This is a genomic window from Gordonia sp. 852002-50395_SCH5434458 (assembly GCF_001665905.1).
Lineage (GTDB): Bacteria > Actinomycetota > Actinomycetes > Mycobacteriales > Mycobacteriaceae > Gordonia > Gordonia jacobaea.
This window is the reverse complement of record NZ_LZTC01000048.1, coordinates 17,542-39,974: the sequence shown is the minus strand read 5'-3', so window position 1 is coordinate 39,974 and position 22,433 is coordinate 17,542. Positions and strand designations below refer to the sequence as shown.

Here is a 22,433-nt window from a genome sequence, read left to right as displayed (position 1 = left end):
CGGCCCCTAGACCCGCCGAACATCCGATGAGTGCCACTCTCGACCCGGCGCGAACCGTCGACCATCGCACAGATCGACGCTGGGCCGACAACGCCGTGCGACTGATCGAGGCCGACGCACGGCGCAGTGCCGATACGCACCTGCTGCGCTGCGAGCTTCCGGGATGGTCGCGCTGGATCGACGACGGAAGCAACGGTGCTCCGGGCACCGAGGTCGGCGTCGACCTCTATCTGAAGGACGAAAGCACACACCCCACGGGCTCGCTGAAGCATCGGCTGGCCCGTTCGCTGTTCCTGTATGCGATCTGCAACGGGTGGATCACCGAGGGCACCACGGTGATCGAGGCGTCATCGGGATCGACGGCGGTCAGCGAGGCGTACTTCGCGCATCTGATCGGGGTGCCGTTCATCGCCGTGATGACGTCGGGAACGTCACCCGCCAAGACAGCGCTGATCGAACGCGAGGGCGGTCGCTGCCACTTCGTCGAGCGTGCGTCGGATGTGTACGACGAGGCGCTGCGGCTCGAGGGCGAACTCGGCGGACATTTCATCGACCAGTTCACGATGGCCGAACGCGCAACCGACTGGCGTGGGAACAACAACATCGCGGAGTCGATCTTCGCGCAGATGGCCACCGAGGATCATCCGGTGCCCACGTGGATCGTGGTGGGTGCCGGTACGGGTGGAACGTCGGCGACGCTTGGCCGCTACCTGCGCTACCGCAGGCATCCGACGTGGCTGGCCGTCGTCGACCCGGAGAACTCGGTATTCCTGCCCGCGTACGAGACCGGCGACGGATCGCTGCGATCGGAGACCGGCTCGCGGATCGAGGGCATCGGTCGGCCGCGCGTCGAGCCGTCGTTCGTGTCGCAGGTCATCGACCGCATGATCGGCGTACCCGACGCCGCGTCGATCGCGGCCACACGCCATCTGTCGGATCGCCTCGGGCGTCGCGTCGGCGCGTCGACGGGAACCAACATGTGGGGTGTCGCGCAGGTGATCTCGGAGATGGTCGCGCAGCGCCGTGCTGGCAGCGTTGTCTCGCTACTGTGCGACTCCGGCGACCGTTACGCCACAACCTATTTCGACGACGACTGGGTCGCAGCGCAAGGCTTCGACCTCGCGCCGCCCACCGCAGTTCTAGACGAGTTCTACCGGACTGGGGAGTGGACGGGCTGATCGCCGCGTCACGCCGACTCGGGGCCGGCGATCTCTCTCGAGGTGTTGTCGTGCAGTCCGAGAGCTCGAAGTGCGTTGGCTTTCAAGAGCTCTCGTGTCGGCATGTGGTAGCCGCTGTGATCGCCGTAGGCGAGATCGGCGACGGGTATCGAGATGCCGAGGCGGGCTAGCGCTCGTGGCCCACCCAGACGCGTGAACTGCCGATAGTCGTTCGGAGCGAGGATGAGTCGAACGTCGGCACCGGCGCGTTGCACATGAGCGATCATCGTCTCCGGCATCTGGAAGACCCGCAATCGCGCTAACGCGGCACGCAAGCGGATGGACCGAATCCTCCCGGATACGTCAGTGAGGTCCCGTATTCCACGGAAGACCACCCGCTGCCGCTGGAGTTCCAGCCTTGCTGCAGCCGAGTTCGACCCGTGCAGGAACGGTAGTGGCACGTTGGGCCAGACATCCCACCGGTTGACGTTGGCGATCACGGCAACGGTTCGCGATCGCGCCGACTGTCGATGTGCCGTCTCGATCGCGGCGTGGGCCGACATCCAATTTCCGGCGCAGATCCCCAGGTGAGCGATGACGTGAATTCGAGAGAGGTTGAGCTCGTCCAGAATTCGGTTACCGTCGCGGATGTATGAACGCGTGAACAACTTCACGAACGTGTCGTCGGTCGACGTCGTGCCGGACTCTCCGACGCCCCGCCTGTCGAAACGGACGGTACGGCCGCCTCGGGCCGCGACGTCGTTCGCGAGCTCGAGGTACAACCTGGCTGGGCCGCTGCGGATGTCGTGGCCGATCGGGTGGGGGATGAGTACGCGGTCGGCGGTTCCGTGGGTACCTGCCAAAGCGGTATCCCACACGACGATGCCGTCGCGGGTCGTGCGCACCCGTGTCTGTATCGCGCGACCGTCTGGCGTCGTTGCCACAACCGCCTCGGTGACCGGAACGGGTTCGACTCGCCTTCGCTGCGTGGGCATGTGTCGGGACACCCACTGTTGGATGTGTTCGAGTTCCTCCGGGAAATCGATGAGAAGTGCTTCGGTTGCCTGGATGAACGGGGCTTGATCGCTCAGCCCTGTGACCGTGCCTCCTGCAGCGGTGATTGTCTGCGCCAGCGACGAATCCCGTTCGTCGTCCGGAATCAACGCGAGAACGTTCCCCTGTCGCTGGCCGAGAACTGCCGCAGGATCGAGGGTCTTACGGGAGAACGCGCGCGCGGCATCGCGGTGGAGCGTCAGCCCGGCCAGGTGAACCAATTCTTCGGAACCCGGGGTCGGTGCATCTTGGCCTTCAGCGAGGACCGCGTAGAGCATCTGCTGCGTCCGGATGAAGTGCCGGCCGCGCTGGATCGGATCCCAGAGCACGAGGCTTTGCGCGCCCTGCTGGACTCGTTCGTTGGACGGCGCCAAGAGCGCGCCACTGCGGTGTGCAATCACGCAAATCGGTCCGGCACCCATTCGCACGAGATGATCGAATGCCGTGGTGATGCTGTCATCCCAGAGGTCCACGGCTGACGGATCTTCTTGAGAACCCGCGGACTCACCCGTCCCCGTGTAGTCGATTCGGAGGACAAGCAGGCGCTGTGCTGCAAGGAACTCGGCCAGCCGTTTGAAGCCACGCCAGGTGTGGTTGAGTTCCTTCCCCAGCGGTGGGCACACCAGTACCGCGCCGCGAACCAGCCCGTCCTCGGGGTAGGTATATACGCCGAAGAGCGGGCCGGCATCTGACGACAGGTAGGTCGGTGCGTTGACGATCTTCATGGACTAGAGCGCAAGTGCTGCGCGAACTTCGACAGGCCAATCGGAGCTGTCGATCCCATGAATAGCAAACAGCGCCAACGTAATCCGGTCCATGCCAATACCGACGCACGCGCTGTGTGCAGGCTCGCCGTCTGCGGTGGAGATGTCGAAACCGGTTCCGAAGTGGTCCTGGTGGTTGTTGCACGACAGCAGGGCGGTGCCGTCGTCGAGGTCGCCGTACAGGCGCACGACCAGTTCGGTTTTCAGGTTCTCCTCGAGCTGATTCGACGCGAGCATCTTGCCGGTACGGCCGAAGAACGGGTCGTTGGCGGGAACGTCGTCGGCGAGCAGGTGAAGTTTGACGAAGATCTCGTGGGCCACCCGCGTCCAGGTCGCGCGGTGTTCTTTCGCGCCCTCGGGGTCGCCGACGTACACGAACTCCTGCATGCGGAAGGCCTGCATGCGCAGCGGGTCGTCGGACGGCTCGTGGCGGAAGCAGTATCCGTGCACGTTGTAGCGAGATCCGCCCTCTGGCAACGTGTTCGGCAGCGTCGAGTACAGCGGGTGGCACGCCGCCGAGACGAGCATGGTGCCCGCCGACGAGAGGTGGCCGTCCCACGGCAGGCCGGCTTCTCGGTCGAGAAGCAGCGAACGGTGCTCTGCCGAGCCGCCGGTGAAGGTGGAGATGGCCCCGGTCAGCTGCGGGAACGACGCGATGTAGTCGGTCTTCTCGTATGCCTCCCGAGGGAAGATCGGCGGGAACCGGAAGCGCGTGATGTTCTCCTCGCCGTGGGCGTCGACGCCCGCCTGCCACATGATGCGGTCGACCCCGGCGAAAGCAGCCTCGTATTCGGCACCGCGGCCATATAGGCCGTCGAGGCCGGAGGGAATGAGATGTCCCGCTGCGATCAGTTGATCACGGAACTGGCGATGCGCGACCGGAAGGTCGACGATGAGTTGGTCAGTCAATTGGATTACCCCCGTAGTGCGAGGACCAGTTGCGAATTGTTCGCCCGGATCCGGTCGTTGGAAACCATGAGTGCTGGTCCGTATGAGTCGCGAAGCAAACGCCCCATCGAGGCGCGGTGATTCTCGCGGTAACCGTTGATGCCGCAGATGGTCAGTGCACCTGCAACGATTTCGACGACGGCCGTCGACGCAGTCAGTTTGAGATTATTCATCGTGACCGAGAATCCGATGGTCGGTTCGAGGTGTCCGGCCGCGAGGAATTCTTCGTATTGTGCGATGCCGTCGGAAACCGAGCTCTCGAATCGCTGATGCAGTTCGAGGAGGTCGGCGAGTCGAGTCGCTTGGGGCGGCGTCGTGCCAGGCGTCTTGCGCGCGGCGGCACGAACTTCGGTGCGCGCCTTGGCTATTGCGGCGTCGGCCATGCCGAGCCACGCCGCAGCCCACAACGTATGCGACGACGGCTGCATGGTGTGCGCGGAGATGATGGAGTAGTCAACGGGAATCACGTTATCGACGCTGGTGTCGGCCGTGAGGATGAAGCCGGGGCTGCAGGTACCGCGGAAGCCGAGGGTGTCCCACTCCGAGGTCTTGGTGAGCTCGGTCTCGGCGCGCGGACAGACGACAAGCACCTGGTCTCCGGGCGGACTGTCGCTGTTGCGCCGCGCGGTGGTGCAGATGTAGTCCGCATACTCGCCGTAGGAAATGACCGGTGCATTCTTTTCGAGATGGACACGATCGCCATTTGTCTGTACGGCGCAAGTCGAGGACCGCACGTCACCGCCCGTGGTGATCTCAGTGGTCGCGGAGGCGAGTAGCGCTTCGGTGCGTGCGACTTCGCGAGCCAGATCGGCCGCAGCGGGTGTCGCGGCGTGGAAGCGAAGAGTCAGTGCCTGCGAGTGGTGCATGGCAAAAATCATCGCGGTCGAACTGCAGGCAGCTCCGAGTTGTCTTGTCACTCTTGCGAGTTCGCTGATCGAGCTTCCACGTCCGCCGAACTCTACCGGCAGGGATGCCGACAAGAGCCCGTTCTGGCGCAGTGCGTCGACGGCCTCGCGTGGAAAGCGTCCATTGCGATCGACATCATCGGCAGCAGCTGCGGCAACCTCGACGACCGTCGAAGCGTCCAACGCGCATGCAGAATCCAATTCTCCTGTGGTCAACACATTCCTCCCAAAATGCGAAAACGGAGCGGGATTCACGGACTGATAAATCCCCCAAATGCACGGACCTGTCTTTCCCCCTGTGGTCCATTTTTCAATGCGCCTGTAGTATACGAGCACGATGTGACATCTGCAACGCCAGGTTTTGCAGCTTAATCATCGGTGGGGATCATGTTCGGCTCGGGAGGGAACAATGGAAATCAACAAAAGCGACATTCGGGGCATACTGGACAAGTATGGAAAACTAACGGTCGCAGCAGAAGAGGTGTCGGACGATACCGACCTATTCACCGTCGGCTTGACGTCACACGCAACCGTGAACGTCATGTTGGGACTCGAAGATCTTTACGACGTCGAGTTTCCCGAGGAGATTCTGAAGAAGTCGACCTTCTCCAGCGTTAACAGCCTTGCCTCGGCGCTGAGCACCCTCGTCGCTGCCGGAGTATGAGCCTCGTCGTCGGCTGCGACCTTGTCGACGTCGCTGATGTGAGTGTCTCGATCGAAGCGTTCGGAGACCGCTATCTACGGCGCGTCTTCACCGATGCCGAGCTCGCGCGATGCGAAGGGCCCACGCGCGCACAGCGTCTCGCGGCACGCTTCGCTGCAAAGGAGTCGGTCATCAAAACGTTGATCGACTCCGACGCTGCGACCCCGCTGCATGAGATCGAGGTCGTCATGAACGGTCCGGTGCCCGGTATTCGGCTGACCGGAAGCTTGGCTGCTGTCGCCGAACGAAAGAACTGGCGCGAGCCGTCGCTGTCGCTGTCGCACACGTCGACGCATGCGATGGCGACGGTTATCGCCAACGTTGGGGTGTGATGCACCGCACGTCGCGTCGCATACCATCGGTCGCGTGGCGCAATGCGTGGTGCAAGCCGATGACCTGGTCAGGGAGTATCGCCTCGGCGACGAGCGGGTTCGCGCGCTCGACGGGGTGAACCTCACGCTCGACGGTGGGCAGTTCGTCTCCATCGTCGGGCCGTCGGGCGCGGGTAAGAGCACGCTGCTACACATCATCGGGGCACTCGACACCCCGACGTCGGGATCGATCGAGGTCGACGGCGTCGACCTCGCGAGCCTCGACGACAACGCGGCGTCGGCCTTCCGTAGGCATCGCGTCGGGTTCGTGTTTCAGTTCTTCAACCTCGTGCCGACGATGTCGGCGTGGGAGAACGTCGCGCTACCAAGGCTTCTCGACAGTCAGTCGCTGCGACGCGCAAAGCCGCGGGCCGTCGAGCTTCTCGACCGCGTCGGGCTCGGCAACCGTATCGATCACCGACCGTCGGAGTTGTCGGGCGGACAGATGCAGCGCGTCGCGATCGCGCGCTCGTTGATGATGGAGCCGTCGATCCTCCTCGCTGACGAGCCGACCGGCAACCTCGACTCCCACACCGGAGACTCTGTCCTCGAACTGCTGTCCGAGGTTGCGCACGACGCGCCGAATCGCTTGGTGATCATGGTGACTCACGATCCGCATGCTGCCGATGTCGCCGATCGGACGATCGTCGTGCGCGACGGCAGGGTCGCAACCGATGGTGACTAAGCTGTTCGCCGCGCTCACGCGTGTGCGGGTCCTGAACCTGCGTGAGCTGCGTGATCACCGTCTGCGCGTGGTCACCTCGCTCATCGTGGTCGCGGTCTCGTCGGCGCTGTTGATCGCGGTACTCGGTACGTACGGGTCACTGAGCGAGTCGATCCGCGACTTCGACGCCGCGATCAACGGTACGGCCCAGCTCGAGGTGGCGTCGATCGCGGATTCGGGAATCGACGAGTCGGTTGCGGGAGATATCCGCGCACAGGTTCCCGACGCCAAGTCGGTGGTTCCTGTCATCCGCGGTACGGCGGTCGTCGACGACAAACGAATTGCGCTGGTGGGATCTGACTTTCGGGCACGTGCCCTTGCCGGCGGTGTCCAGGAGGCCGCAGCCACCGGGCTGAGCCCGGGCGACCTCGACGACGGCGTCATCGTCGGGTCGGGTACGGGTTTGTCTCTGGGGCAGCGACTCTCGGTCAACGGAGTCGACGTCCGGGTGGTGCGGGTAGTCGACGGTGCGGGACTCAACAACGGCGACTTCATGTTCGCCTATCTCGGCTTGGCTCAACGCCTCACCGGGCTGAGCGGCAAGGTGTCGTCGATCCTCGTCGTCGCAGCGCCGGGCGTCGATGTCGGCACGCTGCGTGACGAGGTGCGGCGCGTCGTCGATGGGCGTGCTGTCGTGGTCGATCCGGGGTTCCGCGCGAAACAAGCTGAGGTTGCCGGGTCGGTGACCCGTGATTCGACGCTGCTCGTGTCGCTCATCTCGCTTGTGATCGCCGCATTCCTCGTGTTCAACACGATGAACATGGCTGTGGCGTCACGCCGGGCGTCGTTGGCGATGGTTCGCGCGTTGGGCGCCAAGCGATCCCATCTGGTCTCTGACCTGCTCGCAGAGTCTGCGGTCTTCGGGTTCGTCGGCGGCTTGATCGGCGTTCCGATCGGAATCCTCGCCGGCCGCTGGGCCATTTCACGGGTTCCGACGACGAAACGGGATTCGGTCTCGATCGTCGTTGACTATCACCTGCCGTCCTATGCGCCGGTCGTCGCGGTGATCGCGTGTGTGCTTGCCTGTGTTGCCGCGACCTCGCTCGCCGCGCGATCGGTGTTCGCCGTGTCGCCGGTCGAGGCGATGGTGTCTGGACAGGTCGCCGACACCGGTCCGCAGCGCGGACCGCTGACTGTGTTGGCAGCGGTCGCTGGTGTTGCGCTGCTCGTCGGATCGTGGTTCATCGCCGTCGATGTTCCGGGACGCCCGGCCATCGTCGCCGGCGCGGTGTATGCCGTTGGCGCGCTTCTGGTCTGCTTCGCGCTGACCCGCCCGCTTGTGCGGCTCGTCGTGTCGGTCGCCCGACGATTCGGCGGTCCTGGACAACTCGCTGCGGTCAACACGGAACGCGCTCCGCGACGCGCCTGGGCGACGCTGATGACCGTTGCGGTCGCCATCGCGGTGGGAATGGGCACGTCTGGTGCGCTCGACAATCTCGTCGCGTCGATCTCACATTCGCTCGACGGACTCGGCGACCCCGACTTCTACGTCTCGTCGACGCCGCGCGACGAGATCCCTGCGGGCGCAGCGTTACCCGGCGCGATCGCCGACGAGGTGCGCGCGGTGCCGGGAGTGTCGCGGGTTGTCGGAGCGCAGTGGGCCAACGTCAATGTGGGTGAGGCTCGGATTCTCGTCCAGGGACTCGAACCGGGATCGACGGCGCCGTTCACCAAAAAGACGACGCCGCAGGCACTTTCCGACGTTCTCGACGGTCGTGGAATCATCTTGTCGAGCGTGCTCGCCCGGTCCCTCGACGCCGACATAGGTTCGACGCTGCGCCTGGCAACACCAACCGGCTATCGCGACCTCGTCGTACGCGACATCGTCGATTACATCTCCATCGACTCCGGTACCGCTGCAATGTCGAATCCGCTTCTCGCGCAGTGGTTCAACCGGACCGGCGACACGTACCTACAGATCGATGTCGAGCCGAGCACCGACCGCGCCGCGGTGCAAGAGCAGTTGCAGCGCATCGTCGACGCGCATCCGTTGCCGCTGTCGGGGACCGCATACGTCTACACCGGAGCACAGGCGCTGGCGGCAACCCAGCAGCAGGCGCAGCAGGCGGGTGCCTTCACTGTCGCCATCCAGTGGATCGTGTCGGTGGCCGCCGCGATCGCATTGCTCAACACACTGTTGTTGTCGGTCCTCGAACGTCGTCGTGAGCTCGGTGTGCTGCGCGCGATGGGGGCGTCGCGTCGATTCATCTCCCGCATGGTGGTCGCCGAGGCCGGCGCAATAGCGGTGGTCGGCACGGTCACCGGGCTCGTGATGGGTACTGGCCTGCATTTCTTGGCCGACAAGATCCTGTCCGCGACGACGTCGCTGGACATCACCTACTCGCCTCGACCGTCGACTCTGCTCTTCGTCGCGGTGTCGATCGTGTTGTGCCTTGTAGGGGCGTTTGTGCCCGCGGCTCGCGCTGCTCGGATGAACATCACCGAGGCGATCGTCGAGGAGTAGCGTCGAATTGGATTGTCAATAATTGTTGACAACGGGCTGGTGTCAACATAACCTGACATCATGCACGACGAACCAACGACACCAGAGCAAGATCTGGCCGGAGCCGCCGCGAGCGACGACCCGGCCATCGGCCTCGCCGCTGTCCGCGCACTGCGGACCCTGGCTGACCGGCTCGAGGAAGTACAGGTTGCGAACGCTCGATCCAAGGGCTGGAGCTGGCAGGCGATTGCAGAGATTCTGCAGATCAGCCGCCAGGCCGTGCACCAGAAGCATTCACAACGTGAGGCCTGAGAGGGCCGAAAGGAGAACCATCATGTTTGGACGATTCAGTCGAGACGACAAGATGATGCTGGCATTTGCCACGCAAGAAGCCGCCGACCTGGGACATCGCCAGCTCGGCAACGACCACCTCATCCTTGGCATGCTGTGCAACGCGCGTTCGCCGTTGTTCGGGCTGCTCGGTGAGCAGGGTCTGAAGCTCGACGCGGCGCGCGACGTCGTGCGGGCTTACCACGAAGAAAACGACGCCGACGAGGAGCAAGCCGCCGAGCAGAGCGCCGCCGAACGCTACGAGGAGGATCGCGAGGCTGTCAAGAGCATCGGGATCGACCTCGACAAGGTCCGCGCCGCCGTGCGCGACCGCTTCGGCGACGACCTCTCCGAAGGCTGGGCCGAGCGACCCGAGCGTGGCCGTGGTCCGCGTGGTCGCGATTGCGGTCCTCGTGGCGGGGGTCCCCGTGGTCGGGGCCGTGGACACGGTCACGGTCACGGCCGTGGGCGCGGTCGGGGCTTCGGCCCTGGCTTCGACCCGCGCGAGGGCTTCGACCCGCGTCGCGGAGGCCCCGGGGGCTTCCCGGGTGGTCCGTTCCCGGGTGGTCCGTTTGGGGGCCCCTTCGGGCCCGAGGGTCCGTTCGGTGCCGAGTTCGGTCCCGGGCAGTTCGACGGCGAGTCCGACGGTCGGGGCCCCTGGGAGCCCGGTCGCGGACGGCGCGGCCCGCGCGGTCGCGGTGGCCGACCTCGCTTCGCGTCCGAGACCCGGGACGCTTTCCGGGCTGCGGTCGAGATCGCCCGTGAGCGCAACGACCAGCTCCGCGCCGAGTATCTACTCCTGGGCATCCTGGAGGTAAACGACCCGGCGTCGCGCGCCGTCGTCGAATCTGCCACGAGCGCAGAGGATCTCAAGGCCGCCGTACTGGCGAGCCTGCCGGAGGTCGACGCGGAGGTTTGATCTCGGGCCTGTCCGTGCGCAGAAAGTTACACGCCAGGGGTGGTCCGCCTGTACCGGTACAGGTGGACCACCCCTGAGTCGTAGGTTTCTGCGCGCGCAGGAGGCCCTGTGGAAGGATTTCCCGCGCGTGTCCGAATCCGGTGCACACTGTGTCGCCATGGATGACTTCGGAGTGCACCGGGTTGCCGAGCTGCTGCGCGACGGAATGTCGCCGAGAGATGTTCGACGCGGCGTCGAAGAGGGCCAACTCCTGCGACTGCGCCACGGCTGGATGGCCACCGATGGTGCCGACCCGCTGGTCGTCGAGGCGGTCCGCGCGGGCGGCTGCCTCACGTGCGTGGCGGCGCTCAAGCTGCACGGGTTCTGGATTCCCCCGCGCGTCAAGGCATTACACGTGCGCGGGACGGCCTCGGCGCATCGTCGACATCCCCGACGATTCTGCCGCCAGTACGGCGGGCACATGAGGGTCGACGCCGCGGTCGACGAGCCGGTGACCGCCTTGCGCCACGCGCTGCGATGCCTGACCGGCGAGCAGACGATCGTCGTCACCGACTCGATGCTCCACCGCCGATACCGTTACGACGCAGGCAAACCCGTCGGAAAGCCCAGCGACGCGGGCGAGCTTGCGGGCACGTCCGGCGGCGCGGGTGACCTCGGGGGTAAGTCCGGCGGCGTAGTCACGCTCGCGGGCGAGTCCGGCGGCGACGACGAGGCGGAGTCCGACTTCGTCGTGCCGACCGTCGAGGAGATCCACTCGGCGTTCGACGGTGCGCCGAAGTCGGTGAGGCGACTGCTCGACGAGTGCGACCCCAAGGCTGCGTCGGGCATCGAGTCGATCACGCGGGTTCGTATCCGCCGCAAGGGTGTACGGCTGACGACGCACGCACACATCCCGGGTGTCGGGCATGTCGACATGCTGATCGGAGACAGGCTGGTCGTCGAGGTCGACGGTTATGCGTTTCACTCCGGGAAGGAGAGCTTCCAAGAGGACCGTCGTCGAAACCAGGTGCAGGCCGCGGGCAACTACGTGTACATGCCGTTCACCTACGACGACGTGGTCAACCGGTGGCCCCACGTCGAGGCGACGATCATGGGCGCCGTCCACAACGGGGTGCACCTCAATCCGCGGCGGCGCTCGACGACGATCCTGACGTCCGACGAGTTCTTCGAGCAGCTCGACTCGCGCAGATAGTTACAGTTCTGGGGCCGTGGGCCTGTACCGGTACATGTGCACCGCCTGTGGGCTGTAGTTTTCTGCGGCCCGGTCGGGGCCCGGGCCCCGGGTCGCTGCTCGATGACGATCCTCACGTGCGACGAGTTCTTCGAGCAGATCAACTCGCGCAGATAGTTACGACTCTGGGACCCTTGGCCTGTACCGGTACATGCGCGCCGCCCGTGGGCTGTAGTTTTCTGCGGGCGCACGCGCGCCGGACTACCCGACCGCCAGCCCGACGGCCGTGAGTACGGCCCACGCGAGCATGGCCATGCCCGTGGCGCCGAGCGACGGAATGAGCCCCGGGCCGACGGCTCCGGCGCGGACCGCCTGGTAGGCCTTCCACAGCAGGGGAGCGGCGAGCAGGCCGAGCAACGCCCACGGGGTGGCCGCGACGAGTACGACGCTCATCACGAGCGGAACCAGCAGCAGCACGCCGTAGAAGCGTCGGGTTGCGCCGTCGCCCATGCGCACGGCCAGGGTGTTCTTGCCGGACTCGCGGTCGGTGGGGATGTCGCGCAGGTTGTTGACCACGAGCACCGCCGTCGAGAGCGAGCCGACCCCGACCGCGCACGCCAGTCCCACCCAGTCGACGGTCCCGACGGTGACGTACTCGGTCCCCAGCACCGCGACGAGCCCGAAGAAGACGAACACCGCGACCTCGCCGAGCCCGATGTAGCCGTACGGCTTCGACCCTCCGGTGTAGAACCACGCCCCGGCGATACAGATCGCTCCGACGATCACGAGCCACCAGGCCGTCGTCGCTGCGAGTACCAGACCGCACACGGCCCCGATCCCGAAGCAGAGGAACGCCGCGCGCTTGACCGACTCCGGTGATGCAGCGCCAGAGCCGACGAGGCGCATCGGGCCGACGCGCTCGTCGTCGGTGCCGCGGATGCCGTCGGAGTAGTCGTTGGAGAAGTTCACGCCGATGATGAACGCGATAGCGACAACTGCGGCCAGCGCAGCCTTCCACCAGTTCACGCCACCGATGTGCAGGCCTGCGCCGACACCGGCTACGACGGGTGCGATCGCGTTGGGGAGTGTGCGGGGTCGCGCCCCGGCGATCCACTGCTTTGGGGTTGCCACCCTAGAACCCTAGACCGACGGTGAGCTCGGACGCGGGGCACCACCGGCGACGCGCCCGATCACGGTGAACTGGTCACAGCAGCCCACCCGTCACAGCAGGCACCCATCACAGGAGCGCACCCGGCTACTGGCTCGACAACCCGAACGCGGTGAGCACAGCCTTGGTCGCCTGGTCGGACGGGAACGCGCCGTGGACGTCGATGACCTGGATGCCCTCGGCGTCCATGGCGGCGGCGTATCCGGCGCTCTGATCCGACGACGCGCCCTCGACGCTCTGCTTGATCACGGCGATCTTGGCCTTCGGATACTTCTTGGTGAGCTGGTCGATCAACGGTTGGACCTGCGCGGCGAGCGGCGTGCCCTGATCGGGCGTGCTCGCGTAGTTGAGCAGGATGAGATCGGGTGTGACCTCGGGGCGGATCAGCTTCGCGAGGTTCTCCTGTGCATACGAGGGGCCCTTGCCCGCGGTGCTGCCGTTCCAGTAACCGATCGGACCGTTGGTGCCCTCGCCGAGGCCGGTCATGGGTCCGTAGGCCTCGGTGGAGGTGTTCCAGTACTTGGTGGCGACCGGCCGGTCGAGTGCCTTACTGATCGCCGAACCGAGCGCCGGCGCCCAGCCCTGCTGATCGGCACCCGTTGCATCACCGAGCAGCACAATGGTCTTGGGGGTCTTGGGCGACGACTTCGCGCTGTCCATGAACGCAACCGTCGCCGGGGTCGCAGTCGGTGCGGTACTCGACGGCGCAGCATCCGATGGCGTACCGCTCGACGCAGTCGAACTGACGCCGCTTGTGCGGTTCCCCGACACCACAAGTCCGACGATCAGCACGACAACACAGACGATCATGACCACCCAGGCCCAGATCGGTGCGGAAGCCCAGATTCGCTTCAGCAGACTTCCCATGCGATTAACCACTCCATCTTCTCGCCCACGCCCCGAAGGGTCACAATAGCGGCCCGTCGGTCAACAGTCGCTTTGTACGTGCAAACCACGCATTCGCGCGCCAATCCACTCGCCGAGAATGGGGCCCGGATCAAACGAGTGTCCGAGTCCTTCGCGCCGATCGCGCGCGACCTTATCTCCGAGGCTGCAGGCTCGCGCAAGTGCGGCCTCGGTCACGTGCACAGGGTTGATCTCGTCGGCGCTGCCGTAAATCGCGAGAATGGGCACGTCTGTTCGTGCCGACGGTAACGCGAAGCGCTGCAAAGTGTTTCGAAGCAGCGCAGTAGCGTCTGATGAGTCCTGCGCCGCCGCAGAGCCCAATGCCTGCGCGTCGGGGCTGTGCGACTGTGCGGCCAGAGCGGTCCGACCGCTGGCACAAGACATCCTGGCGTCGACGTCGGGCGTCGAGAGTCCCGGCAGATATGTGCCGGGGTCGATGCGCGAATCCGCCCGCGACGCCCCGACGACGATCAGGGGATAAAGGAATCGCTGGGCGGTGTTGAGTGTGCCGTCGGCGTAACCGGTCATGTCCAGAACCGGCGACATCGCGACGGCTCCGACGAGTTCGCCTGTCTGCGTTGAGTTTTCGTACTTTCCGTACTGCTCGGCTGTTGCCCACGCCGCTGCGCCTCCCTGCGATGGGCCGACGACGACCCACTTCGCGCCGATCGTCGGCTCCACCGAGCGGGCAGCGTGTACGCCGTCGATCACGTTGTATGCGGCGGTCCGCGGCTCGAGGTAGGGGTGCGGCGGGGCGTCGACGCGGGTGCTCAGCCCCTGGTAGTCGACGGTCACCACGGCGTATCCCGCGCGGACGAACGAGCCGATGAGCGAGACCTCGCCGAACATGTCCGGATGGTCGGACGGCCCGCAGTCGCGTGCGAGCCCCGTCGTGCCATGCGCGAACGCGATCAGTGGCCACCCGCCCGCGGGCCATGAGCCACCCGGGACGAACACCGCCCCGGTGACCGCGGTCTGCGAGCCGTCGACTCCAGACGTCGACGTGTAATTCAAACGGGTGACACGGGTGTGCGGCGGGAGCGCTGCCGTCCACGAGTTGAGGCCGGGCGACGTCGTGAGCACGTCACCGCGTGCTTGTGTGGTCTTGGTCACTGATGAAGATGATGCGTCGTTTCCGCAGGCAGTAGCCACGCACAGCGTGACCACGCACGCGCACGCGAAGACCAACGCTTTTCTCACACGGAGAATCTAGCGGGTCGTGCGAACACGGTGCCGTCTGCTTGCGCGGGGGTGCCCCGTCCATGATTCTGTTTCGCGTGGGAGTGCAGATCAGCACGCGTGACGACGCGGCAGCAACGCGGCGTCGTCATGGCACTCCGCCCACACCTCTGCGCGACCCCAATGTGGTGACGGTTCCGCGCGACGGCGAGGTCTACGCCTATCTCGGTCCGCAGATGAGGTGGGTTCAGCTGTTCCTGATTGCCGCGTTCGTCCTCGCGGGGGCGTCATTGTTCGTCTTCGCGACGGCTCACCCGCTGCTCTGGCCCGCGCTGATCGTGCTCGCGCTCAACGCGGCGAGTGTGGTCTTCGCAGCGTGCACCGGAATGTCCCGACGCCGCGTGCAGTGGCGTTCGCACCAGACACTCGCGGCGAGCTGGGAGCCCGACGACGCCCGATACCCACGCGTCGACGTCTTTCTGCCCACGTGCGGCGAAAGTCTCGCCATTCTGCGCAACACCTACGAGAACGTCTCGCGCCTGTCGTGGGGGAGCCGCATCAAGTTCTATGTCCTCGACGACGCCGCGCGGCCAGGCGTCGAATTCCTCGCCGAGGAGTACGGCTTCACCTACATCGTCCGGCCCAACCGCGGTGAGCTACGCAAGGCGGGAAACCTCAGACACGCGTTCGGCATCAGCTCCGGGCATCTTATCGTGATCTTCGACGCCGACTTCTGTCCGCGCCCCGACTTTCTCTGGCATCTCGTGCCCTACCTCGACGATCCGCGAGTGGGGGTGGTGCAGAGTCCGCAGACCTTCGCGACCACCGAATCAATGAACTGGATTCAGCGGACTGCGGGGGCGACACAGGAATTCTTCTACCGCTGGGTGCTGCCGTCACGCGACGGCTTCGATGCGGCGACGTGTGTCGGCACCTCTGCGGTGTATCGGCGGTCGGCACTCGAGGCCGTTGGCGGGTTCGCGCCGATCGACCACAGCGAGGATCTGCACACGGGCCGGCATCTGCAGCAGGCCGGTTACCGGGTCAGTTACGTCCCGGTGGTGCTCTCGCGCGGGTTGTGTCCCGCGGATCTCGCCGGATTCCTCAACCAGCAGTACCGCTGGTGCATGGGATCGCTGTCGCGCCTCCCGAATCCGGCGCTGACCACGGCTCCCGTCCGCCCGACGATCCGGCAGCGCCTCGCGGCCCTGGCAGGTGTCTTCTACTACCTGACGACTGCCATGAACGTCTTCATGCTGTTCATTCCGGGGATCGTGATGGTCGCGTTCTATCCGGCCGATGTGCATCCGGCGCAACTCGTTCCGTTCCTGCTGGGACTGTGGGTGTATGTGGTTCTTTTTCCGTTGGTGTCGCGCAGCAGGTGGCGATTCGAGGTGCTCCGGATTCAGATGGCGTACAGCTTCGCGCATACGGTTGCCATCTGGCACAAGCTCACCGGACGCGAGAAGAGTTGGGTACCCACAAGCGTTGTCGGAAAGACGAATTCACTTGCGCGGTCGATCAGTCTGCTCGGAGTTGTCGCACTCGGCGGATCACTCGCGCTCTTCTGGGTTCTCCTCGTGCGTGACGTGCGCGAATACGGGCTCTGGGAATTCTTCATGCTCGTCGGATTCGTGGGGGCCTACACCTATCTCGCCCTGCCGCTGCTATCCGAGTTCATCAAGATACTCATCTCACATCAGCGTGCATCGTCGAAGGTGTCCGACGAGATAGGCGCTGCCACCGCGACTGCTGAGGCGTCCGACGTCACGGAGCGCGCGGCATGAGTGAACCCGAGTTCGGGCCGCAGGCTCCTCAGCGTCGCTCTCCTGAGCGTCCCGAGGTGACGGAACGTCGCCCCACCGAACCCAATTGGAACCGCATCACTGTGTTCGAGGTGGTCGGCTACACGCTCGCGATCGTCTTCATCGGGGTGCTCGCGATGGGCGTCTTCGACATCATGCTCCCGTGGTCGACGTGAGACTGACCGACATCCTCGCGCCTGCCACCCCCGCGGTTCCCAAGCGACAGTTCTTCGACGACATTGCGGGTCTGCGCGGCATAGCCGTGCTGGTCGTCGTGGCGTTTCACTCGCGTATCCCGTTCATCCCTGGCGGATTCGTGGGTGTCGACATCTTCTTCGTCATCTCCGGATTCCTCATCACCCGGCTGCTCGTCAACGAGTTCGAGCAGACAAAGACGGTGTCGTTCAAGGGTTTCTATGCTCGACGCTGCCGCCGCATCGTTCCGGCGGCCTCATTGGTGATCGTCGTCTCGCTCGTGGCCGCCATCATCACGATGCCGCTACTGAAGGTGTTCAAGCAGTCGCTCGATCTTCTCGCCGCGGCAGCGAACGTGGCCAACTGGCACTTCATCGCGCAGAACGCCGACTACCTCTCGGGTGCGATAGACGGCAGCCTCGCGACGCACTTCTGGTCACTGTCGATCGAGGAGCAGATCTACCTCGGCTGGCCGTTGATCATCTTTGCCGCCGCCGTTGCGGTGTCGAGAACCGCTCTGCGCCGACGTCTTTCGCCCCGAGTCTCGATCGGTGTGGTCGTCGGTGTGATCACAGTGGTCTCGCTCGTCTGGTGCATCCAGACAACCGCAGCCGACCCCGCGTACGCCTACATGGCGACGCAGACCCGCATCTGGCAGTTCGGCGTGGGCGCACTCATCGCCGTCGCATCGCCGTGGCTCGCCACCCTCGCTGGTCGAGCTGGTCGAGCTGGTCGAGATGCCCCTACCGCTGGTGGAGACCACCCGGCCCGCTGGTCGAGCTTGTCGAGACCACCCGCCGCCGGTCGAGATGCCCCTACCGCTGGTCGAGATGCCCTTACCGCTGGTCGAGCTTGTCGAGACCACCCCGCCGTCACGTTGCTCGCCGTCGTGCTCGGCTGGGCGGGTTTCGCGGGCATCGTCGCGGCGTGTGTGCTGATCGATTCGCGCACGCCCTATCCCGGAACCGCGGCGCTGCTGCCGACGCTGTCGGCGGGACTCGTCATTGTCGCGGGTCAGCTCGCCGGTACGGGTCTGCCGCTCGTCGGCAGTTTGCTGTCGCTTGCGCCGCTGCGCTTTCTCGGGCGCGTGTCGTATTCGTGGTACCTGTGGCACTGGCCCGTGCTCGTCATCTTCGAGGCGCAGACCGGCATTCGCTCATGGCCGGTGCTGGTGGCCGTTTCGGTGGGATCGCTTGTGATAGCGACGTTGTCGACGCTGTACTTCGAGGAACCGATCATCGCCAACGCCGAACTCCGTCGTAACGCGTCGGCGTCGATCTCTGTCGGACTCACCGGACTGGTCGTCGCGCTGTCGGTGTCGCTGACTGCCGGTGTCCTCGTGGTGAAGGCGGCGAGCCGCGACACCGTCGCGCACGCGTCGTTGAATTACGACGCCGTGTTCGGCCAGGCGCGCTCGACGATGAGTGGGCCGGTGACGCCCAACCCGTTCCAGGCATACGACGACAGGCCATCGCCCACCGAATGTCTTGTGCCGGTAGGGCAGCAGAACCCCACGCGGTCGTGCGTCTTCGGGCGCGCGGATGGTATTCCGGTGGCGCTTTTCGGTGACAGCCACGCCGAGCAGTGGTCTGAGGCCCTCCGCAGCATCGGTGATGCGCACGGCTGGCAGATACACCAGTTCACCAAGGCCGCCTGTCCCGCACAGGATCTCACTCCTCGACCGCGCCAGCAGGATCCGTTCAACAAGCAGGACTGTCTCGACTGGCGTTCGTCCTCCCTCGATGCGATCGACGAACTCCACCCGAAGATCATCATCATCTCGTCGCTGTCGACCTACGTTCCTGATTACCCATCGTCGCAGGAGGCGTGGGACCGCACGCTCGCGAGACTCCGCGCCACCGGCGCACGCCTGGTGTACATCGAGGACACACCGTATCCGGGATTCCAGATCGCCGACTGCATGTCGGGTGCGCTGGACAACTGGCACAGGTGCGATTTCGGACTCGACGGCTTCATCCGCATCGAGCCGATACTCGACGCCCAGGCGCGTGGCAAGGACACCGACATCACCTCGATCGGTGTCAACGACCTACTGTGCGAAGGCAATACGTGCTTCCCGGCGCGCAACAAGATCATGTTCTACCGTGACGACTCACACCTGACGAACACGGCCGCAACGGTTCTCGAGCCTGCGCTCGTCAGCAGACTCGACGAGCAGCGATTCGACTACACCGCCCGCTAAGTGCCCTGAAGCTTGGCAATGGCCTCGCGAAAAGCGTTGAGGCTCTGCGGCGTCGAGTTGAATCGCCAGTCGCGTTCCTTGTCGACCTGGAACCAGAGTGCTCCCTCGAGGCGATCGGTGGCTTCGACGATGCCGAAGAAGCGTCGTATCCAGTCGGCCTTTGCGTCGGGTGTCGTTCCGTCGGTGCTCGCCACCTCGGTGATGAGGATCGGGCGGTCGGAATCGAGGCGGGCCAGAGTGCTCAGGCTGTCGGGGAACAGTTCCTCGGGCCACTGCCATCGATGTCCGGAACCGTCGCCCCAGTTGTATCCGTCGAGGCCGAGGTAGTCGACGTGGTCGTGGCCGGGAAACGCAGACGTGAAATCGGTTGTGCCAGCAGTGAGTACGTTGGGTGCCCAGACAAAGCGGACGTTGTCGGCGTGCGCGTCGTCGAAGATCGAGTGCATCCGTAGCCACGCTGCCCGATACTGTTCTGCGGTGTTGCCGCTGACGCCGATCGACCACGGATACCAGGTGCCGTTCATCTCCTGCGCGAAGCGCAGCAGGACTGGTTTGCCCCAGACGGTCAGGCTCGACGCCCATTTGCGCAGTTCGCCGTCGAACACTCCGGACGCGATGCGTGCCAACGAGAACAGCGGCTGCACAGTGCCGCCGCCCGGGTCCCATGGCTCCAGGCTCAGTAGCGGAACCGCACCCGACGCCGCGATGGCGTCGAGGTCTGCGGTCGGTAGTGAGTCGCCGAAGGAGACGAACCGGTGCAGATAGTGTGGGCTGCTGCCCGCCAATTCGGTGAGTCGCGCGATCGGCGTCGACGCCACGCCCTCGCGGGGGAGGACCTCGGGAATGAATGCGCCCCACTGTCGCTGCGAGGTAGGCGATGTCGGCTGTTCAGGTGTGGAGGTGCACGCCGCCACGGCTGCGAGTCCACCCAGCGCGGCCAGACGCAAAATGTCGCGTCGGGGCAGCGGTATCGGGGGCACCCCGCAATGTTAGGCCCCAGGCCCAGGGTCGAGCTTCTTGATCCAGACGTCCCACGTGATGTCCGACGTGTACGCCGAGTGTTGGTGTACGGCGTCGTGGGGGTAGTCGTCGGGTGATGGATCGGGAAGCAAGGCTTCGACGATGCGACCATTCTCTCTGACTAGATAGCACCCGCTGAACACTTCTCGTGGAACGACGAATTCGTTGGCGTAGCGCTTCAGTTTGCCGTCTTCGGTGTAGCTGACCACGCCGTCGCCGATGTAGTCGGTGAACCGGACGAGGTTGATCCACCTGTTGTCCAGCGCTTTTCGCAGTATGAGGTGGGTCTCATGGCTCAACGCCGCGGGAAAGGCTCGGCCGTATGCCCACCCCAGTTGCGAGCCGTACGTCAACAGCGAGAGCCGTGTGCGTTCCGGGCCTTGCTCCCGTGTGATGCGGTGCGCGAGGGCGTACATGATCATTGAGCCCTGGCTGTGCGCGGCCAGGATCAACCGCCGATGACGTCTCGTGCTCAGGAATCGATCCAGGTCGCGAATCGCGCGCGGTGCGTACGCGGGTGGCACGAGTGGATGTGCCTCGCGGGGCCAGAAGGATGCGAGGTCCCACAGCACGCCCAGGGATCGGCCTGCCTTTCGTGGTTTCTGTGCGGCGTTGAACATCGCACGCAGAAGCAGCAGACCGACGAGACCGAGTGCGCCGATGCCGACCCACTGCAGACCTTCGCCGCGGCGGACAAGGCTGGTGCTGGCGGTGGCCACGATGCCCGCGATCATCGCGCAGAGAGCGAGTGTGCCAACGCAGACCGGGATGCGGAGCTTTGCGGAGGCCACGCCCCACCTGATGCGCCGGCCGAAGGAGCGTCGTGGCGACGTGTCGAGCAACTCGAGGTCGGCCAGTTGTGGACCAGCAAGCTTCGCTCGGGCTCGACCGTCGACGACGATTACCCCGCCGAGAAACACGACGGTTCCCAGACCCCAGATGACGACAGTGACTCCCCACATCCAGGCAGTGCTGGCGTACGAGTCGGGTAACGGCACCGGGTTCTCGTGATCGGGTTTGCTGTGATCGATGACGAGCGCGGCCAGTCGGGTGAACCCGACGCCCAGCCCGACTCCCCACAGCACGCCGATCGCAGCGACGAGAGGAGCGTGTAGTCCGTTGAGCCAGGGAGTTGTCGGCTTCTCACGGGCACCCCACCACGCCTTCAGATTGCGCGGTAGCACCAGCGCGCCGACGGTCGTGAGAATGGCTGCGCCGACCAGCGCGGCGTCGAGCCAGAACAGCCAGGTGATCGCATCGCCGACGATGTGCGGTGGCTTCGCGGCGAAGTTCGTCACGACGAGAAGCGTCGACGATGCGACGACCCAGAGCACCGCAGGCCACGACACGAATGCCTTCGTCCACGATTCGGGCGTCGATGTCGCGCGAGGGTCGACGCATAGAGCTGTGGCCACGATGACCGCAGTGAGCATGGCGACGACGAGTCCCCAGATGGCGCGCGGTACGGTGTGGTCGCCCAACACGATTGTGGCAGTGCAGATTCCGGCAACGGCGTGTGTGGTGATCAACACCGTTGCCCTGCCGTCCGAGGGCGAGACGAACGCATCGGTCGCAATGAGCGGAACCTCGGCGGGGTCGGTGGCCGAGGGCGATTCGTTGAAACGCGCTGGGTTCGTGGGCGCCGAATCCGCGGGCACGGAATCAGTGGGCACGGAGTCAGTGGGTGCCGAGTCAGTGGGCCCGTCCACGTCTTTGTCGTTGTCGCCGTACAGACTCACGAAGCCGCCGACGAGGAAGATCGCGAGGAGGCAGCCGAGGACGGCCCAGTCGCGCCAGGCGCCGTCGTGCATCCGGCGAAACAGCACGCCGTCGATCAGGAATGTCAACTGCGCGATCATCGTGACCGTCAGGGCAAGTCCGAGTAGTCGTAGCAGTGCACGCAGCACGACGACGCAGCACTGTGCGATCGGATTGTCCTGTGCGGCTTTCGGATACATCCACCCCGCAACATTGACCAGTGCGAAGGGGCCGAAGAGTGCCCAGATTGCCTGTATGGCCATGCCGGAGGTCATGTTTCCCCACCGGTACGCCACACGGTTACGGGGGCGTCGGACGTGGGCTGGTCGTTCGGGATATGTCGTGAAGACGCCCTTGAATCCCTCGCCGGAAACTTCGACGACCCGCGCGCTGTCGAGGATGACCGCAGATTCGGTTCCGCTGACCCCGTGGGTCAGGAGCACGAACGGTTCGGGAGCCTGGTCATCGTCGGCCATGAAAGAGGATTGTCCCACCTCCCGAATGGCCGAGTACGTCGTTCGGAGGACGCGACTTTCCGCGTGCATCGTTCCCGAGGTGAGTTCCGCGACAGGACCTTTCCTGTCGCGGACGGCGGCCGCAGGCAGTAGTCCGGGTGGCGTAGTCCGAACGGTCGAACCTCGCCATCGGACGCGTTGGTGGCCGTCGTGGGGTGCAGACTGTGCAGGCTTATTGTCGATCACAGGCGGTGAC

The 22,433-nt window shown here is 65.1% G+C and carries 19 protein-coding genes; 11 read left to right on the top strand and 8 right to left on the bottom strand.

Annotated features, from left to right (window positions below):
- Positions 1 to 26: 26 nt before the first annotated feature.
- Complete coding sequence (locus tag A5785_RS11330; RefSeq protein WP_049700794.1) at positions 27 to 1,178, top strand: PLP-dependent cysteine synthase family protein; 1,152 nt, start codon at positions 27 to 29, stop codon at positions 1,176 to 1,178.
- A gap of 8 nt (positions 1,179 to 1,186) precedes the next feature.
- Here A5785_RS11330 and A5785_RS11325 read toward each other — a convergent pair whose 3' ends face one another.
- The 3 genes from A5785_RS11325 to A5785_RS11315 are packed head-to-tail and all read right to left on the bottom strand — an operon-like array spanning position 1,187 to position 5,028.
- The gene (locus tag A5785_RS11325; protein ID WP_049700795.1) at positions 1,187 to 2,935 is read right to left on the bottom strand and encodes a hypothetical protein; all 1,749 of its coding nucleotides are present in this window, start codon (positions 2,933 to 2,935) and stop codon (positions 1,187 to 1,189) included.
- Positions 2,936 to 2,938: 3 nt separating this feature from the next.
- Positions 2,939 to 3,883 (bottom strand): amino acid--[acyl-carrier-protein] ligase, encoded by a 945-nt coding sequence (locus A5785_RS11320; RefSeq protein ID WP_049700796.1) that lies wholly within the window; start codon positions 3,881 to 3,883, stop codon positions 2,939 to 2,941.
- 5 nt (positions 3,884 to 3,888) lie between these two features.
- Complete coding sequence (locus tag A5785_RS11315; protein ID WP_231894152.1) at positions 3,889 to 5,028, bottom strand: acyl-CoA dehydrogenase family protein; 1,140 nt, start codon at positions 5,026 to 5,028, stop codon at positions 3,889 to 3,891.
- Positions 5,029 to 5,236: 208 nt separating this feature from the next.
- Between A5785_RS11315 and A5785_RS11310 the strand changes: the two genes are divergently transcribed.
- The 7 genes from A5785_RS11310 to A5785_RS11280 all read left to right on the top strand — a co-directional run bounded on the left by A5785_RS11310 (position 5,237) and on the right by A5785_RS11280 (position 11,509).
- On the top strand, positions 5,237 to 5,491 hold the full coding sequence (locus A5785_RS11310; protein ID WP_064866531.1) for an acyl carrier protein: 255 nt from the start codon (positions 5,237 to 5,239) through the stop codon (positions 5,489 to 5,491).
- The gene (locus A5785_RS11305; protein WP_049700798.1) at positions 5,488 to 5,862 is read left to right on the top strand and encodes a holo-ACP synthase; all 375 of its coding nucleotides are present in this window, start codon (positions 5,488 to 5,490) and stop codon (positions 5,860 to 5,862) included. Before A5785_RS11310 ends, A5785_RS11305 begins: the two co-directional genes overlap by 4 nt.
- A gap of 46 nt (positions 5,863 to 5,908) precedes the next feature.
- The gene (locus A5785_RS11300; RefSeq protein WP_197494499.1) at positions 5,909 to 6,586 is read left to right on the top strand and encodes an ABC transporter ATP-binding protein; all 678 of its coding nucleotides are present in this window, start codon (positions 5,909 to 5,911) and stop codon (positions 6,584 to 6,586) included.
- Positions 6,576 to 9,089 (top strand): FtsX-like permease family protein, encoded by a 2,514-nt coding sequence (locus A5785_RS11295; protein WP_152930155.1) that lies wholly within the window; start codon positions 6,576 to 6,578, stop codon positions 9,087 to 9,089. The genes A5785_RS11300 and A5785_RS11295 overlap by 11 nt, the downstream gene beginning before the upstream one ends.
- A 60-nt stretch (positions 9,090 to 9,149) precedes the next feature.
- On the top strand, positions 9,150 to 9,380 hold the full coding sequence (locus A5785_RS11290) for a hypothetical protein (protein WP_005208515.1): 231 nt from the start codon (positions 9,150 to 9,152) through the stop codon (positions 9,378 to 9,380).
- Positions 9,381 to 9,402: 22 nt separating this feature from the next.
- The gene (locus A5785_RS11285) at positions 9,403 to 10,317 is read left to right on the top strand and encodes a Clp protease N-terminal domain-containing protein (protein WP_064866529.1); all 915 of its coding nucleotides are present in this window, start codon (positions 9,403 to 9,405) and stop codon (positions 10,315 to 10,317) included.
- A 157-nt stretch (positions 10,318 to 10,474) separates the two neighbouring features.
- A complete protein-coding gene (locus A5785_RS11280; protein WP_064866527.1) occupies positions 10,475 to 11,509 on the top strand; it encodes a type IV toxin-antitoxin system AbiEi family antitoxin domain-containing protein in 1,035 nt (344 codons plus the stop codon).
- Between the two features lie 240 nt (positions 11,510 to 11,749).
- Here the strand turns inward: A5785_RS11280 and A5785_RS11275 are convergent, their stop codons facing one another.
- The 3 genes from A5785_RS11275 to A5785_RS11265 all read right to left on the bottom strand — a co-directional run bounded on the left by A5785_RS11275 (position 11,750) and on the right by A5785_RS11265 (position 14,675).
- Positions 11,750 to 12,619, bottom strand: a complete 870-nt coding sequence (locus A5785_RS11275; protein ID WP_064866525.1) for a 1,4-dihydroxy-2-naphthoate polyprenyltransferase — start codon at positions 12,617 to 12,619, stop codon at positions 11,750 to 11,752.
- A gap of 124 nt (positions 12,620 to 12,743) precedes the next feature.
- Positions 12,744 to 13,523 carry an SGNH/GDSL hydrolase family protein gene (locus tag A5785_RS11270; protein ID WP_231894153.1) on the bottom strand — a complete coding sequence of 260 codons (780 nt, stop codon included), beginning with the start codon at positions 13,521 to 13,523 and terminating at the stop codon, positions 12,744 to 12,746.
- A gap of 60 nt (positions 13,524 to 13,583) precedes the next feature.
- Positions 13,584 to 14,675, bottom strand: a complete 1,092-nt coding sequence (locus A5785_RS11265; protein ID WP_231894154.1) for an alpha/beta hydrolase family protein — start codon at positions 14,673 to 14,675, stop codon at positions 13,584 to 13,586.
- 149 nt (positions 14,676 to 14,824) lie between these two features.
- Between A5785_RS11265 and A5785_RS11260 the strand changes: the two genes are divergently transcribed.
- The 3 genes from A5785_RS11260 to A5785_RS11250 are packed head-to-tail and all read left to right on the top strand — an operon-like array spanning position 14,825 to position 18,944.
- Positions 14,825 to 16,528 carry a glycosyltransferase family 2 protein gene (locus A5785_RS11260; RefSeq protein WP_064866519.1) on the top strand — a complete coding sequence of 568 codons (1,704 nt, stop codon included), beginning with the start codon at positions 14,825 to 14,827 and terminating at the stop codon, positions 16,526 to 16,528.
- Positions 16,525 to 16,722, top strand: a complete 198-nt coding sequence (locus tag A5785_RS11255) for a hypothetical protein (RefSeq protein WP_049700804.1) — start codon at positions 16,525 to 16,527, stop codon at positions 16,720 to 16,722. Before A5785_RS11260 ends, A5785_RS11255 begins: the two co-directional genes overlap by 4 nt.
- On the top strand, positions 16,719 to 18,944 hold the full coding sequence (locus A5785_RS11250) for an acyltransferase family protein (RefSeq protein WP_231894157.1): 2,226 nt from the start codon (positions 16,719 to 16,721) through the stop codon (positions 18,942 to 18,944). The genes A5785_RS11255 and A5785_RS11250 overlap by 4 nt, the downstream gene beginning before the upstream one ends.
- On the opposite strand, the gene A5785_RS11245 is transcribed toward A5785_RS11250, so the two are convergent.
- Both A5785_RS11245 and A5785_RS11240 read right to left on the bottom strand, forming a co-directional pair.
- Entirely contained in the window at positions 18,941 to 19,924 is a 984-nt protein-coding gene (locus A5785_RS11245; RefSeq protein WP_231894155.1) for a glycoside hydrolase family 26 protein, read from the bottom strand. The genes A5785_RS11250 and A5785_RS11245 overlap by 4 nt on opposite strands.
- 9 nt (positions 19,925 to 19,933) lie before the next feature.
- Positions 19,934 to 22,198: a hypothetical protein gene (locus A5785_RS11240; RefSeq protein ID WP_064866515.1), complete on the bottom strand. Its 2,265-nt coding sequence runs from the start codon at positions 22,196 to 22,198 to the stop codon at positions 19,934 to 19,936.
- Positions 22,199 to 22,433: the final 235 nt, after the last annotated feature.